The sequence below is a fragment of the Polaromonas sp. JS666 genome, from assembly GCF_000013865.1.
Lineage (GTDB): Bacteria > Pseudomonadota > Gammaproteobacteria > Burkholderiales > Burkholderiaceae_C > Polaromonas.
The window spans coordinates 2,977,099-2,991,819 of the sequence record NC_007948.1 but is presented as its reverse complement, the minus strand read 5'-3'; the positions used below and the strand labels follow the sequence as shown (position 1 = coordinate 2,991,819).

Genomic DNA, 14,721 nt, shown 5'->3' with positions numbered 1-14,721 from the left:
TCTCTCTATATATATATCTGGAATTTTTTAAGGAGCTAACGAGAAAATTACTTACCCCAGCGCAAGACCAAGGGATCAAGCCGCCGGGCGGTTTCGATCAGGCCTTTGCGTACCTCGGGGTGCATGGCGGGAAACGGATGGCGCGGGGCTTCGCAGGCGATGACGCCACCGGCCTTCATCAGCGCCTTGGCCGTCAGGATGCCGCCCTGGCGGTTTTCGTAGTTGATCAGCGGCAGCCAGCGTGTGTATTGCGCGATCGCCTCTTCACGGCGGCCTGCGGCATAGGCATCAACAATGCGGCGTATGCCGTCGGGGTAGCCCCCGCCAGTCATGGCGCCTGTCGCACCGGCATCCATGTCGGGCAGCAGCGTGATGGCTTCTTCGCCATCCCAGGGGCCTTCAATGGCATCGCCGCCGAGGCGAATCAGCTCGCGCAGCTTGGATGCTGCGCCGGCAGTTTCAATCTTGAAATAGGAGACCTGCTTGATTTCCTTGGCCATGCGTGCCAGAAAGGCTGCAGACAGCGTCGTGCCGCTCATGGGGGCATCCTGGATCATGATCGGGATGTCGATGGCGTTGGATAGCGCGGCGTAGAACTCGTAAATCTTCTCCTCGCTCGCTCTCAGTGTGGCGCCGTGATACGGCGGCATGACCATCACCATGGCGGCGCCGGCATCCTGTGCGCGGCGGCTGCGCTCGGCGCATACCCGCGTGCCAAAGTGCGTGGTGGTCACAATCACCGGCACCCGGCCCGCGACGTGCTTGAGGATGGTTTGCGTGAGCGTTTCGCGCTCGTCATCCGACAGCAAAAACTGCTCGGAAAAATTCGCCAGAATGCACAGGCCGTTCGAGCCCGCGTCAATCATGAAGTCGATGCAGCGCTTCTGGCTTTCGAGGTCCAGCTCGCCCGCATCGTTGAAGGTGGTGGGCACCACCGGAAATACGCCCTTGAACCTGGCTGCCATGGTGCTCACTCAATGATGTTGAAGTCTTCGAGGAACTCGGTCTTGAGCGTCAGGCCCAGGCCGGGCTTGTTGTCGTCAAGCTGCAGGAAGCCGTTTTCTGCCACCGGTTCGCCGTCGAAGATGTAATAGAAGAGCTCGTTGCCTACTTCCACGTCGAACATCGGGAAGTACTCGCTCATGGGCGAGGCCAGCGTGCTCATGGTCAGGTGGTAGTTGTGCATCTGCCCGGCATGCGGAATCACCGGCACGCTGTAGGCCTCGCACAAGGCATTGATCTTGTGGGCCGCCGTGATGCCGCCCACGCGGTTGGTGTCGTACTGCACCACCGACACCGCTTTTTTGTCGAGCAGCTGCTTGAAGCCGTAGAGCGAAAACTCATGCTCGCCGCCAGAGATCGGGATGCTGGTGAGCTGGTTGAGTTCGGCATAGCCGTCAATGTCGTCGGCGATCACCGGTTCTTCCACCCAGCGCGGCTGGAATTTCTCCAGCTTGGGCAGCATGCGCTTGGCGTACTCCAGGTTCCAGCCCATGTAGCACTCGAGCATCAGGTCGTTGTCGTAGCCAATGACTTCGCGAATCGCTTCCACCGCCTTCAGGTTTTCCGCCACGCCCCTGGTGCCGTGCGCCGGGCCATAGCCGAAGCGCGACTTGAACATGGTGAAACCCTGGTCCAGGTATTTCTGCGCTTCGTCCTGCATGGCCTTGATGTCGGTGCGGTAGAGCTTGGAGTAGTAGCAGGGGATTTTTTCCTTGGTGCGGCCGCCCAGCAGCTTGAACACCGGCTTGTTCACCGATTTGCCCAGGATGTCCCAGATAGCCAGGTCAATCGCCGAGATGGCGGCCATGGTCACGCCCTTGCGGCCCCAGGCGTGCGTGGCGCGGTACATGCGCTGCCACAGGTATTCGTAATCCCACGGGTCCTGGCCCAGCACCAGCGGCGTGAGGTACTGGTCAATGATGGCTTTGGCGATGGCGGGCGCCAGCGCCACGTTGCCCAGGCCGATGATGCCGTCGTCGGTTTCGATTTCAACCACCGTCCAGGAGTGGAAGCGGAAGGTGCTCATGGTCTCCTTGTTGGAGTAGAGCAGGTCCATGGCGTTGGAGCAGAAATTACCCTGCGGCGGAACGGTTTTGCCTTTCCACTCAAACACACGCGCGCGAACTGATTTGATTTTCATGATGATTCTTTAACGGATTAAAAAAATGAATGTGTCGCTTGTTGTAGCGAGACTGTGAACACTCAAGCAGTCTGCTCCCGCCGGGCGGTACCCATGCGCTGGGCAATCTGAAAGGCGTTGAGCGTGGCATTCACATCGGCCACACCCTGACCCGCAATGTCATAAGCCGTGCCGTGTGCCGGCGTGGTGATGGGCACCGGCAAGCCGCCTTGCACCGTCACGCCCTTGCTGAAGCCCATGAGCTTGATGGCAATCTGCCCTTGGTCGTGGTACATGGTGACGATGGCCTGGTACTGACCATCGCGCGCCTTGAGAAAGATGGTGTCGGCGGGGAAGGGGCCATCGACCGGAAAGCCGCTGGCGCGCAACTCGCGCACGGCCGGCTCGATGATGTCAATCTCTTCGCGTCCGCACATACCACCATCCCCGCCGTGCGGGTTGAAGGCCGCAATCGCCACTTTGGGGCTGGCGGTGCCGCTGGCCTGCAGCGACCGGTAAATCAGGCGGGCGGCATCCACGATGCGCTCCTTGCTGAGCATGGACGCCGCGTCCTTCAGCGGGATGTGCGAGGACACGCGCGAGGTCCACAAGTCGCCGAGGGTGTTGAACTCGCAGAAGTAGCCGGTCACGCCCAGATATTCGGCAAAGTGGTGCAGTTCGTCCTCGTGCTTCAGGCCGCCCAGCTTCATCGCCTGCTTGTTCAGCGGGGCAAAGCAAATGGCGTCGACCTCGCCGCGCTTGGCGCCGTCCATGCACAGGTTGAGCACCCGCAGCACCGCGCTGCCGCAAGCGGCCTGCGCCTGGCTGCGCTGCACCTGCTCCGGGCGAATGGTGTCGACGGCAAGGAAGGCTGGTAGGCGCTGGGCGGGGCGTTTTCGCACCTCGGCCAGGCTGGCAACGGCCTGCGTGGGCACGGTGAGTTTGGCAATGGCCTGGCCGTCCTGCCAGAGCCAGGGGTCGCCGACCAGCACGATATTGGCGTTGGCGGTGATGCCGGGCTGGCTCAGCAGCCGCGCAATCAGCTCGGGGCCGATGCCTGCAGCATCGCCCAACGTCAGGGCAATGACCGGTGTGGCTGCCGGTGTAGTTGCCGGTGTGGTTTGTTGGCTCATGGGTTCAATCCAGTCTGATGTTCTTTTTGGCGATCAGGTCGCCGTAGCGTTTGTTTTCAGCAGTGTGAAACTGGGCGAATTGCGCCTGCGTCATCGGTGTCAGGTCCGCCCCGATGGCGCCCAGGCGGGTCTGCGTTTCGGGCATGGCCAGAATTTTTGTGACTTCGGCATGGACGCGATCCTGCACGGCTTTCGGCGTGGACGCCGGCATGTAGATGCCGTACCAGGCGCTCATTTCCACACCCTTGAGACCGGCTTCGGCCATGGTGGGCACATCGGGAAGCTGCGGGTTGCGGCGGGAAGCCGCCACGGCCAGGGCACGGATGCGGCCGTTCTTGATTTGCCCGATGACTGAGGGCATGGTGTCAAAACTCAGCTGCACCTGACCACCGACCAGGTCGACCAGCGCCGGGCCGCTGCCGCGGTATGGAATGTGCGTGATGAAGACGCCAGCCTGGTCCTTGAACAGCTCGGCCGCGATGTGCTGGGTACTGCCGGCGCCGCTGGTGGCGTAGTTCAGTTTGCCGGGCTGGCTCTTGGCGAGCTTGACGAGCGACTGGACCGAATCCGCGGGCAGGGCGTTGTTGACCACCAGCACATTGGGCACCGCACCGACAAACACCACCGGCACCAGGTCTTTGTTGTTGTCGTAGCCGAGCTTGAGCAGGTGCGGTGCGATGGCGTGAGCGGTGGAAACACCCATCACCATGGTGTGGCCGTCGGTGGCCTTGGCGGTGACGTCGGCGGCCAGCGTGTTGGACACGCCGGGGCGGTTTTCCACCACCACCGGTTGCTTGAGCAGCGGGCCCAGCCGGTCCGCCACGGCACGGGCCATGGCGTCGGTGCCGCCACCGGGGGCCGAACCGACCAGGATGCGGACGGACTTGGTCGGCCAATCCTGGGCAAGCACCTGGGTTGCGCTGGCCAGCGCGCAGGCGGCCAGCACAACGGCGGGAAATATTCTCGATAGTTGCGAGGGTTTCATCATCAGGTGTCTCCAGATCATTGTTGTGAACGAATGCGCTGATGGTAGAGACCCTGACAGTTAACGTAAATTGAAAATTGATGATTATTTGATAATCTGTGGTTATCATTCAAAAGATGCTCATCGAGGCCCCCTCAAGGTCATCAAGGTCATCAAGGTCATCATCTTTTTTCTGCGCTGCTTCCATGTCCCATCCTGCACCCATTCCCCAGCTTCTCAACCGCCTGCGCATGCGCCAGGTGGCCCTCATCCTGGCGGTGGGCGAGCACGGCACCCTGCGCAAGGCTTCGGCCGAGCTGGGCATGACGCAGCCGGCGGCCACCAAAATGATCCAGGAGCTGGAGTCGGCCCTGGGTCAGCGCCTGTTTGAACGGGTCGGGCGCGGGCAGAAGCTCACCGCAGCGGGCACCAGCGTGCTGGGCTACTTTCGCGGCATGCGGGGCTCGATGGAATCGATGACGCGCGAGCTGGCCGAGTTGCAGCTGGGCTCTTCGGGGCGGCTCTCAATCGGTACCATCATGGCGCCGTCACCCACCTTGCTGACGAACGCCATCATTGCGCTCAAGAAGGCCTACCCACTGTTGTCGGTCGGCATCACCATGGACACCAGCGACCGACTGCTGGAGTTGCTGCGCGAAGGCGCGCTGGACGTGGCGATTGGCCGTATGCGTGATGAACACTGGCAGGACTACAGCTTTGCGTCGCTGGATAACGAAGCGCTGTCGGTGGTGGTGGGGGCGCACCACCCGCTGGGCCACAAAAAATCGGTGAAGTTTGCCAGCCTGCTGGACTACCCCTGGATATTGCAGCCTACCGGCAGCCCGATGCGTGAGGTGCTGGACCAGGAGTTTCGCATGCTGCAGATGCCGGCGCCCCGAAGCCTGATTGAAACCGCTTCCATCCTGACCACCACCGACCTGATCGACAAGACGGACATGATTGCCGTCATGCCGCGGTCGATTGCCGACACCTATGCCCAACACGGCCTGCTCAAGGTCCTGCCTTGCGAGATCCGGCACAAGATGGAGTCGTTCGGCTCCATCACCCGCAAGGACAGGCCGCTCAGCGAGGCGGCGCGGTTTTTCCTCGGGGCGCTGCACCAGCGGGCGCCGTCTGGCCTTGCCGATGGGGTGTAGCTACCTGAAATTCAATCCGCCCCCGACCGCCACACCCGCGCCAGCGTAGCGAGCTTGCCGCGCACGCTGAGGCGGTCGTTCGACAGTGCGTCGATAAAGTCGGACAGCTGTTTTGACTTGACCATGGTGTACAGCGTAAGCGTGGTGGTGGCGACAAACACCACGCAAAACCAGATTGCCTTGCGCCACAGCGGCGCGTCCGCTTCGGCCAGCAGGTTCATACCCAGAAAGCCGGTCGTGACGGTGCCTATCAAACCGAACAACGTGACCACGGTCAGCCGCACCACCGTGCTGGCCTGGCGACGCAGGCTGTCGGCGTCCAGGTAGGTGTTCATGTCGGCAATGCGCTCCTTGACCTCGTTGTAGAGCGGGTCGAGCCCCAGGTGGGTGGTGCACAGGTGTGACAGTGCGCGTACCTGGGCTTGCTCTGAAATCTCGTGAAACCAGTAGCGGTGGGTGAAGCGCAGAAAGCGCTCAAAACTGGCGCGAATGGCGCGCTTGAAGTCCTTGACGCTGGGCGTGTGGTGGATGTCCAGCTGCTTGAGCGCCTCGACCAACTGGTCTGAAAACATCAGCAAGGCGGCTTTTTGAAAGTGCGCAATCAGGAACAGCAGGAAGTGCTGGTGCCGAAACTGCGCCAGCACGCCGCGGTCGCCGCAGCAAAAAAAGGCTGAGCGTGCGTCGCCCACCACAATCAGGGCGTGGCCGTTGCACAGGTAGCGTGTGTTGGGCGCCGCGCCGGTATCGCCCCAGAAGCGGTCGTAGCAGTAGCGCTGCTCAAAATCAGCCAGGTGTTGTGCGGCGTAAGGCAGATTTCCGTCGGTCGCGCCCGCGCCAGTGACCAGCCCGAGCCGGACGAAGTCGGTACGCGTGAGACGGCGCGGGTCGTCGAGCGACAGGTAGGCCATCAGCGGCATCCGGTAGTACTCAATCTGGCGGTAGCGCAGGGCGCCGGGCTCCTCCGAATGGTCGCTCACCAAGGGCTGCATCAGATAGGCCCAGTGGGCGGCAATGCGCGGCGCCCGGTGCTGGGCGACATGCGACAGAAATGTTTCGCGTTGCTGCGCGTCGGAGCTGGCAAGCACGGTGCCGTCGGCGGCCAGCCACTCCACGCTGGCCATGCAGTGCTGCGCGGCACCTTCGGCATCCCAGCCAGCGGGGTAGGCGCGGCCAAAGCGGTAAAGCAGATCCTGGGCCTGCGCCAGGCTCAGGTCGTTGGCGCAAATCTCAAGGTTGAGCAGCACCACGTCGATATCAAAGAAAAAATGGAGGTTGCAATGCTCCACGGCGAGCGTGACTGGCGCATCACCGGGCTGCGCCACCACGCGTACCGCGGCGATGTCGCGGCGCCGGAAGACCCGCATGGGTGAATCGCCATCGCTGCCGGGCGCTTTGCTGCCCTGGTTTTGCGAGCGTCCTTCGCCATACAGAAAGCGCTGCACATAGGGCAAAAAGCTCACAAACTCGCTGTAGTGGCGCTCATGAAAATCTTCCCGGTCGCCGGTGTACTCGTCAAACTCTTCGCGCCAGGGTGTGGCATCACCCAGCTCCCGAAGAACCTCCCAGGGGCCGTGGTGTAGGCGCTCAGCGTCTGCCGCCGCTATAAGACGCAACGGCCAAAGCAGGGATTGGCGAAACTGCTTCACGGCTGGTGTGCTGGATTCGGCGGTTGTGTCCCCGAAAGTGGGGCTGGTTGTGGGTGAAATCAGCATCGCATCAGTGTAAGTGCGCAGGTCTGCCGGAGCATCCGTTATGCCCCCTATGAAACGTCGCATCGAAACCCGGCCAGCCGCCGCCCGGCGACTGGATCATGCCGCAACACCGCCCTTAGCGCGATGTTTCGATCGCCCGGTCCACGTCTTCGATCAGGTCCTCGATGTCTTCGAGACCGACCGACAGGCGCACCAGCGCGTCGGGCAATCCGGCCTGCTGGCGTTGCGCGGGCGGGATAGCGGCGTGCGTCATCACCGTGGGCAGGCCGATCAGGGACTCGACGCCGCCCAGGCTCTCGGCCAGCGCGAACAGCTTCGTCTGGGTCGTGAACCGAATGTTACGCTCCACGCCGCCTTGCAGTTCCAGCGAGATCATGCCGCCGTAGGCGCGCATCTGCCGGCTGGCGAGCGCGTGATGGGGGCTGGACTCCAGGCCGGGGTAGGCGAGCTGTTTGACCTCGGGGTGGGCGGCCAGGTGGCGCGCCAGCTGCAGCGCGTTGTCGCAATGCTGGCGCATGCGCACGGCCAGGGTTTTGATGCCGCGCAGCACGAGGAAGCAGTCCAGCGGACCCGGCACCGCGCCCACCGCGTTTTGCAGGAACTTGAGCTCCTGGTACAGCGCTTCGTCATTCATCACAAGGGCGCCGCCTATCACATCCGAGTGGCCGCCCAGGTACTTGGTGGTGCTGTGGATGACGATGTCCGCGCCCAGGCGCAGCGGCTGCTGCAGGTAGGGCGAGGCGAAGGTGTTGTCGACCGCGAGCCTGGCCTGGTGTTCGTGCGCGAGCTGGGCGATGGCGGCGATGTCGCACACGGTCAGCAGCGGATTGCTCGGGGTCTCCAGCCAGACCAGCCGGGTTTGCGGGCGCAGCGCGGCGCGGATCGCGCCCGGCGAAGTCGCGTCGACGAAGCTGGCCTCGATGCCGAAGCGCGCAAAGACCTTGGTCATCAGCCGGTAGGTCCCGCCATACAGGTCCTGCCCGCAGACCACATGGTCGCCGCTGCTGAGCGATTGCAGCACGGTGGACTCCGCCGCCAGGCCGCTGGCGAAGGCCAGGCCGTAAGTCCCGTCCTCCAGCGCCGCGATGTTCGCCTCCAGCGCGCTGCGTGTGGGATTGGCGGTGCGCCCGTAGTCGTAGCCCTTGTGCTGGCCGGGCGCTTGCTGCACGAAAGTTGAACTCAGGTACACCGGCGTCATGATCGCGCCGGTGGTCGGGTCCGCCGGCTGGCCGGCGTGAATGGCTTGGGTGGAAAAGCGCATGGCGTGCCTCACTGAATCTGAAATCAGGATCGCGGTGCTGAATCGGGCTTGGCGTCGAGGTAGCCATGCTCCCGCATCCAGTCGTCGTTGTAGAGCTTGCCCAGGTACTGGCGGCCGCCGTCGGGCAGCAGCACCACCATGAGGTCGTTCGGGCCCAGCTTTTCAGCCACCTGCAGCGCGGCCAGCATCGCGGCGCCCGAGGAGCCGCCGGCGAAGATGCCCTCGTCGCGGGCGAGCCGGCGCGCCATCAGGAAGCTGCCCTGGTCGCTGACCTGGATCACGTCGTCGATGACGTGCCAGTCCAGCGCCTTGGGGATGAAGTCTTCGCCTATGCCTTCGAGCCGGTAGACGTGGGGCTGCACCGTCACCCCGCGGTGGAACAGCTCATGGAAGATCGAGCCCTGCGGATCGACGCCAATCACCCGGACCATGGCGTTTTGTTCCTTGAGGTAGCGGCCGGCGCCGCTGATGGTGCCGCAAGTGCCCATGCCGCAGACGAAATGGGTGACCATGCCCCCGGTGTCGTTCCAGATTTCGGGGCCGGTGCTCGCGTAGTGCGCCAGCGTGTTGTCCGGGTTGTCGTACTGGTTGCAGAGGAAGGCGCCGGGGATGTCACGCGCCAGCCGCTGCGCCGCCTGGATGTAGCCGCGCGGATCGTCGGGCGGCACGTCGGTGGGGCAGACGATGACCTCGGCGCCCATGGCCCGCAGCATGTCGACTTTTTCCTTCGATTGCTTGTCGGCGATGGTGAACACCGTCTTGTAGCCGCGCCCGGCGGCGAACAGCGCCAGGCCCATGCCGGTGTTGCCCGAGGTGCATTCCACGATGGTCGCGCCGGGGCCGATCTCGCCGCGCCGCTCGGCCTGCTGGATCATGTACATGCCGATGCGGTCCTTGACCGAACCACCCGGGCTCAGGAACTCCAGCTTGGCGTAGACCGCGCAGGACAGGTGCCGAGTCAGCTGGTTCAGGCGCACCAGCGGCGTGTGGCCGATCGCGTCCAGGATGCTTTCATATCTCATGGCAGCCCCCATTGGCGTGTTGCGACATGTGAGCCCGGCAGTGGGAGCGGCACGGGCTGTTCATCCACTGTAGTCGCTTCACGCCGGTTCGTGAAGCCGCCCGGTCATCGGTTCTGCCTTCTGCCGCGCCTCGTTACACGTTTGGCCGGGTTTTGATGGGAAGTCAGTGCCCAGCCCAATGGATTTGGGTGTAATTTGCTATCAAAATTATAGTGACTGCCGCCGCGTGGCCGCTTTACCGTCCATCCTGCCAACCGCCGCCCAGCGACTGGATCAAGGCCACGGCGGTGGTTTGGCGGTCGGCCATGGCCTGCACCAGCGCGCGGCGCGCGCTCAGCGCGGTGGCCTGCGCGGTGATGACCTCGGTGTAGCCGACCTGACCGCCGCGGTAGCGGTTGAACACCTGTTGCTCGACCTGGTCGGCGGCGTCAGAGGCCTGGCGCCGCAAGTCCTGCTGGACCAGCAGCACGCGGGTGGCGGAAAGCTGGTCCTCGACATCCTGGAATGCTGTCAGCACGGCCTGCCGGTAGCGCGCCACTGCCTGCTCGTGCGAGGCCTGCGCACCTTCGACGCGGGCCCCCGTCGCGCCAGCATTGAACAGCACCTGCGCGGCCGAAATGCCCAGCGACCAGACACTGCTGGAGGCCTTGAACAGGTCCGCGAGGCGGCTGGCGCCAGAGCCGGCCGATGCGCTCAAGGACAGGCTGGGGAAGTAGGCGCTTTTGGCGATGCCGATCTGCTCGTTGGCCTGGGCCACGCGGCGCTCGGCTGCCGCGATATCGGGCCGGCGCTGCAGCAGCGTGGAAGGCACGCCGACCGGAATCTCTGGCACCACGGGTGTCCAGGCGGCGGGTGCGAGCGTGAAATTACCGGGCGCCTCGCCCACCAGCACCGCGATGGCATGCTCGAGCTGGGCGCGCTGGCGCACCAGCCCTGCGGCTTCAGCCCTGGCGTTGGCCAGTTGGGTTTGCGCCTGCAGCACATCGGTCTTGGCGGCAATGCTGGCCGCGTAGCGGTTTTGCGTGATCTCCAGTGCACGCTCGTAGCCGGCAATCGTGCTTTCCAGCAAGGCCTTTTGCGCATCGGTCTGGCGCAGCGAAAGGTAATTGACGGCGAGTTCGCCCTGGGCCGACAGCTTGGCCGAGGCCAGGTCTGCCGCACTCGCCTGGGCGCCGGCACTGGCGCCGTCGACGGCCCGGCCCAGCCGGCCCCAGACGTCGGGCTCCCAGCTGCCGCCTATGCTGAGCTGGTAGTTGTTGCCAATGCGCCCGCCAGCGCCAGCGCCAGAACTGCTGCTGCCACTGCCGCTGCTCTTCGAACGGCTGGCTCCACCATCGAGCGTGACCGAAGGAAAGAGCGATGCCCGCTGCTCGCGTACCAGGGCACGCGCCTGCGCATAGGCGGCCACCGCCAGCGCCACGTTCTGGTTGGACACCTCGACCCGCGACTGCAGCTGGTCCAGCACCGGGTCGCCAAACAGCGTCCACCACGGGCCGCGCTCCAGCGCATCGGCCGGCGCGGCGGGCACCCAGCCTTCGGCTTCCTTGAAGGCGCTGACATCGGCGGTGGCCGGGCGCTTGTAATCCGGGCCGACCGCGCAGCCTGTGGCCAGCAGGGCCAGTGCCGCGGCCATCACGTAGTGGTAGCGGCGAAATTTCAATTCCTTGTACATACTTTTCCACCTTTGGGTGTCATACCGTCACGCTTGCTCCTTCCACCAGCGGGGGAAGGAGCAAGAGGCAAAGCCAAGTATTGTTTATGGCGGTCATCATTCATTGCAGTTGCAGCGGGGCGCCGGAAGGCGGTTCGCTGGAGTCATCCGGATGGCGGCTCAGCTGCTTCTCGGACGGGCTGCGGTGGCGCAGCTTGTCGAGCAGTACATAAACCACCGGCGTGGTCAACAAGGTGAGCAGCTGGCTGGCAATCAGCCCGCCAATGATGGAGACGCCCAGCGGGCGGCGCAACTCGGCGCCCTCGCCAAAGCCTATGGCCAGCGGCAGCGCACCGAGGATGGCGGCCAGCGTGGTCATCAGGATGGGGCGAAAGCGCAGCAGGCAGGCTTCGCGCACCGCCTGCGTGGCGGTGAGGCCGCGTGCCCGCTCGGCTTCCAGCGCAAAGTCGATGATCAGGATGGCATTTTTCTTCACGATACCGATCAGCAGGAAAATGCCGATCAGCGCGATGATGGAAAAGTCCATCTTGAACAGCAGCAGCGCCAGCACCGCGCCCACGCCAGCCGAGGGCAGGGTAGACAGCACGGTGATCGGATGGATCAGGCTCTCGTACAAAATGCCAAGCACGATGTAGATCACCACCAGCGCGGCCAGTATCAGCAGCGGCTGCTTGCTTTGCGATTCCTGGGCATCACGCGCCGATCCGGCAAAACTGCCGCGCACATTGTTGGGCAGGCGAATCTCGGCTTCGGCCTGTTTCACGGCAGCCTGGGCATCGCTGAGTGTGCTGCCCTCCGCCAGGTTGTAGGAAATCGTGGTGGAGAGTTCGCCGTCCTCGTGGCTGACGGATGCGGCCTTGGCGTTTTCGCTGAAGCGCGCAATGGCCGACAGCGGCACCATGGTGGTGGCCGACGAGCTCAGGGCCTGGCCGCTGGACGGGTCGCGCAAGGCCGGGTTGATGACGGTTGTGGATGCGCTGGAAGTACCGGATGAGCCGGATGCGGTAGTCGTGGTGGAGCTGGTGCCCGAGGTGGTGCTTGAATTTGTGCCGGAAGTGGTGAGGCTGCTGGCCTTCGCCGGAACGTAGATGTCCTTGAGCGCCTCGGGGCTGCGGATAAAGCGTGGCGCCACCTCCATGACCACCCGGTACTGGTTCAGGTCGGCATAGATGGTGGCCACCTGGCGCTGGCCGAAGGCGTTGTACAAGGCGTTGTCGACGTCGCGCGAGCTGATGCCCAGACGTGCCGCGCTGTCCTTGTCCACCGTGACCATGGTCTCCACGCCGTTTTCCTGCTGGTCGGTGTCCACGTCGGTCAGCGCGTCCTGGCGCTTCATCTGGTCGGCCAGCCGCGTCGCCCAGTCGCGCAGGTCGGCCGCGTTGTCACTTTTGAGGGTGTACTGGTAGGTCGAACTGCTCTGGCGGCCACCACCCCGCAGGTCCTGCACGGTGTTGAGGAAAAGGCTGACGCCAGTGACTTGCGCCAGCTGCGGGCGCAGCCGGGCAATGACGGCTTGGCCGGATTCGGTGCGCTGGGCCACAGGTTTGAGGTTGATGAACATGAAGCCACCACCCGCTCGCGAGCCGCCGGTGAAGCCGACCACGGTGTCCACCGCCGGGTCGCGCCGGATGATGTCGACCAGCTGCCGCAGCTTGGCCTGCAAGGCCTGAAAGGAAATGCTCCTGTCGGCGCGCAGGCCGGCGTTGATCTGCCCGGTGTCCTGTTGCGGGAAAAAGCCCTTGGGCGCCTTGATGTAGAGGTAGACATTGAGCGCAACCACCGCCAGCAAAATCAGCATGACCAGCAGCTTGCTGGCCAGCGCCCAGTCCAGGCTCACCTCGTAGCTGCGGTGCACACGCTGATAAGCGCTTTCAAGCCAGCGCGGGATGAAGGCCAGGCGCCCGGGCCGCTTGCGTGCCTGCCCGGCCACGGTTGTGGGCTTGAGCATCCAGGCACACATCATCGGTGTGGTGGTCAGCGAAATCAGCAGGGAAATCATCACCGCCGCCGACAGCGTCACGGCAAATTCGCGAAACAGCCGTCCGGTTTGCCCGCCCATGAACAGCAGCGGAATGAACACCGCCACCAGCGACAGGCTGATGGACAGCACCGTGAAGCCGACTTCGCGCGCACCCAGCAGCGCGGCCTTGAAGCGGTCCATGCCGGCCTCGATGTGGCGGCTGGTGTTCTCCAGCACGACGATGGCGTCGTCCACCACAAAGCCGGTGGCCACGGTGAGCGCCATCAGGCTCAGGTTGTTGAGGCTGAACCCGAGCAGATACATCACGCCAAAGGTGCCGAGCAGGGAGACGATGGTGGCCACCGCCGGAATGACTGTGGCGCGCGCACTGCGCAAAAATGCGCTGACCACCAGCACCACCAGTGCAATCGAGATCAGCAGGGTGAGCTCAATCTCGCGGAGCGAGGCGCGTATCGAGTTGGTACTGTCCGAGGCCACCTGCAACTGCACATCCTGCGGCAACTGGGCCTGCAACTCGGGCAGCAGGGCGCGCACGCCATCCACGGTCTCGATCACGTTGGCGCCGGGCTGACGCGTGATCAGCACAATGACGGCCGGGCTGCCATTGAACAGGCCCAGGGTGTTGGTGTTTTCCACGCCATCCACCACCTCGGCCACATCGCCCAGCCGCAGGGCCGCGCCATTGCGCCAGGCCACCACCAGGCCGCGGTAGTCGGCCGCCTTGAGCCCGCCCGTGGCGGTGTTGGCGCCCGAGTAAATCTGCAGTCGCTGGCCATTGCCTTCAATCGCTCCCTTGGGCCGGTTGGCGTTGGATGCCTGCAGGGCCGCCCGCACATCTTCCATGCTGACGCCATAGCGGTTGAGGGCGAACGGGTTCAACTCGACGCGCACGGCAGGCAGCGAACCACCGCCCAGCTCGACATCGCCCACCCCCGGCACCTGGGCGATTTTTTGCTGCACCACATTCGACACTTCGTCGTAGATCTGCCCCGGTGAACGGGTTTTGGAGGTGAGCGCCAGGATGATGACGGGCGCCGAAGCCGGGTTGGCCTTGCGGTAGGTCGGGTTGCTGCGCAGCGTGGCCGGCAAGTCCGCGCGCGAGGCATTGATGGCGGCCTGCACTTCGCGCGCGGCGGCATCGATGCTGCGGTTGAGGTCAAACTGCAGGCTGACACGGGTGGAGCCCGTGCCGCTGTTGGAGGTCATTTCGTTCACGCCGGCAATCACGCCGAGGCGCCGCTCCAGCGGCGTGGCGACGCTGCTGGCCATGGTGTCGGGGCTGGCGCCGGGCAGCGAGGCGCTGACCGAGATGACCGGGAAATCGACCTGCGGCAGGGGCGAGACGGGCAGTACAAAGAATGCGCCTATGCCGGCCAGGGCGATGCCTATGGTCAGGAGGACGGTGGCGACCGGGCGGCGGACGAAGGGTTCGGAGAGGTTCATGCGGACCTGCCTTCACCGTTCGGGTTGAGGTGCCTGTCCTGAGCGAAGACGAAGGGGGCGAAGCCTGCTCTTGTCTTGGCGAGTGCGCTCATTGCTGAGGCTTGCTGGCCGGGAGTGGCCCGGCGGCCAGTAACTTTCTTTTGCTTCGCCAAAAGAAAGTCACCAAAGAAAAGGCGACCCGCAGTCTGGGTCCCTGCGCTGCGCTGCGGGCAACCTGCGGTGCTCGAGGCAAGCGGGGTCTCGCTCGAACTCGC

At 64.2% G+C, this 14,721-nt stretch carries 10 protein-coding genes; 1 reads left to right on the top strand and 9 read right to left on the bottom strand.

Annotated features, from left to right (window positions below; translation table 11 throughout):
* Positions 1–47 precede the first annotated feature (47 nt).
* The 4 genes from BPRO_RS14120 to BPRO_RS14105 all read right to left on the bottom strand — a co-directional run bounded on the left by BPRO_RS14120 (position 48) and on the right by BPRO_RS14105 (position 4,243).
* A complete protein-coding gene (locus tag BPRO_RS14120; protein ID WP_011483750.1) occupies positions 48–965 on the bottom strand; it encodes a dihydrodipicolinate synthase family protein in 918 nt (305 codons plus the stop codon).
* 5 nt (positions 966–970) lie between these two features.
* On the bottom strand, positions 971–2,143 hold the full coding sequence (locus BPRO_RS14115; protein WP_011483749.1) for an L-rhamnonate dehydratase: 1,173 nt from the start codon (positions 2,141–2,143) through the stop codon (positions 971–973).
* A gap of 62 nt (positions 2,144–2,205) precedes the next feature.
* Positions 2,206–3,255, bottom strand: coding sequence for a 4-hydroxythreonine-4-phosphate dehydrogenase PdxA (locus BPRO_RS14110; protein WP_011483748.1), 1,050 nt, complete (start codon positions 3,253–3,255; stop codon positions 2,206–2,208).
* Positions 3,256–3,259: 4 nt separating this feature from the next.
* Positions 3,260–4,243, bottom strand: coding sequence for a Bug family tripartite tricarboxylate transporter substrate binding protein (locus tag BPRO_RS14105; RefSeq protein WP_011483747.1), 984 nt, complete (start codon positions 4,241–4,243; stop codon positions 3,260–3,262).
* Positions 4,244–4,425: 182 nt separating this feature from the next.
* On the opposite strand from BPRO_RS14105, the gene BPRO_RS14100 reads away from it, so the two are divergent.
* Positions 4,426–5,376, top strand: a complete 951-nt coding sequence (locus tag BPRO_RS14100) for a LysR family transcriptional regulator (protein WP_041388832.1) — start codon at positions 4,426–4,428, stop codon at positions 5,374–5,376.
* A gap of 11 nt (positions 5,377–5,387) precedes the next feature.
* Here BPRO_RS14100 and BPRO_RS14095 read toward each other — a convergent pair whose 3' ends face one another.
* From BPRO_RS14095 to BPRO_RS14075, 5 genes are all read right to left on the bottom strand, one after another.
* Positions 5,388–7,088: a hypothetical protein gene (locus tag BPRO_RS14095; protein ID WP_157045802.1), complete on the bottom strand. Its 1,701-nt coding sequence runs from the start codon at positions 7,086–7,088 to the stop codon at positions 5,388–5,390.
* Between the two features lie 115 nt (positions 7,089–7,203).
* Positions 7,204–8,349 (bottom strand): cystathionine gamma-synthase, encoded by a 1,146-nt coding sequence (locus BPRO_RS14090; RefSeq protein ID WP_011483744.1) that lies wholly within the window; start codon positions 8,347–8,349, stop codon positions 7,204–7,206.
* A gap of 23 nt (positions 8,350–8,372) precedes the next feature.
* A complete protein-coding gene (locus BPRO_RS14085; protein WP_011483743.1) occupies positions 8,373–9,371 on the bottom strand; it encodes a PLP-dependent cysteine synthase family protein in 999 nt (332 codons plus the stop codon).
* Between the two features lie 235 nt (positions 9,372–9,606).
* Complete coding sequence (locus BPRO_RS14080) at positions 9,607–11,043, bottom strand: efflux transporter outer membrane subunit (protein WP_011483742.1); 1,437 nt, start codon at positions 11,041–11,043, stop codon at positions 9,607–9,609.
* Between the two features lie 100 nt (positions 11,044–11,143).
* Positions 11,144–14,467: an efflux RND transporter permease subunit gene (locus BPRO_RS14075; RefSeq protein ID WP_011483741.1), complete on the bottom strand. Its 3,324-nt coding sequence runs from the start codon at positions 14,465–14,467 to the stop codon at positions 11,144–11,146.
* Positions 14,468–14,721: the final 254 nt, after the last annotated feature.

Bases quoted from the DNA above. Each gene is read 5' to 3' on its own strand.
- BPRO_RS14120 (WP_011483750.1), bottom strand. From the start codon at position 965: ATGGCAGCCAGGTTCAAGGGCGTATTTCCGGTGGTGCCCACCACCTTC.
- BPRO_RS14075 (WP_011483741.1), bottom strand. From the start codon at position 14,467: ATGAACCTCTCCGAACCCTTCGTCCGCCGCCCGGTCGCCACCGTCCTC.
- BPRO_RS14095 (WP_157045802.1), bottom strand. From the start codon at position 7,088: ATGCTGATTTCACCCACAACCAGCCCCACTTTCGGGGACACAACCGCC.
- BPRO_RS14090 (WP_011483744.1), bottom strand. From the start codon at position 8,349: ATGCGCTTTTCCACCCAAGCCATTCACGCCGGCCAGCCGGCGGACCCG.
- BPRO_RS14080 (WP_011483742.1), bottom strand. From the start codon at position 11,043: ATGTACAAGGAATTGAAATTTCGCCGCTACCACTACGTGATGGCCGCG.
- BPRO_RS14100 (WP_041388832.1), top strand. From the start codon at position 4,426: ATGTCCCATCCTGCACCCATTCCCCAGCTTCTCAACCGCCTGCGCATG.
- BPRO_RS14105 (WP_011483747.1), bottom strand. From the start codon at position 4,243: ATGATGAAACCCTCGCAACTATCGAGAATATTTCCCGCCGTTGTGCTG.
- BPRO_RS14115 (WP_011483749.1), bottom strand. From the start codon at position 2,143: ATGAAAATCAAATCAGTTCGCGCGCGTGTGTTTGAGTGGAAAGGCAAA.
- BPRO_RS14110 (WP_011483748.1), bottom strand. From the start codon at position 3,255: ATGAGCCAACAAACCACACCGGCAACTACACCGGCAGCCACACCGGTC.
- BPRO_RS14085 (WP_011483743.1), bottom strand. From the start codon at position 9,371: ATGAGATATGAAAGCATCCTGGACGCGATCGGCCACACGCCGCTGGTG.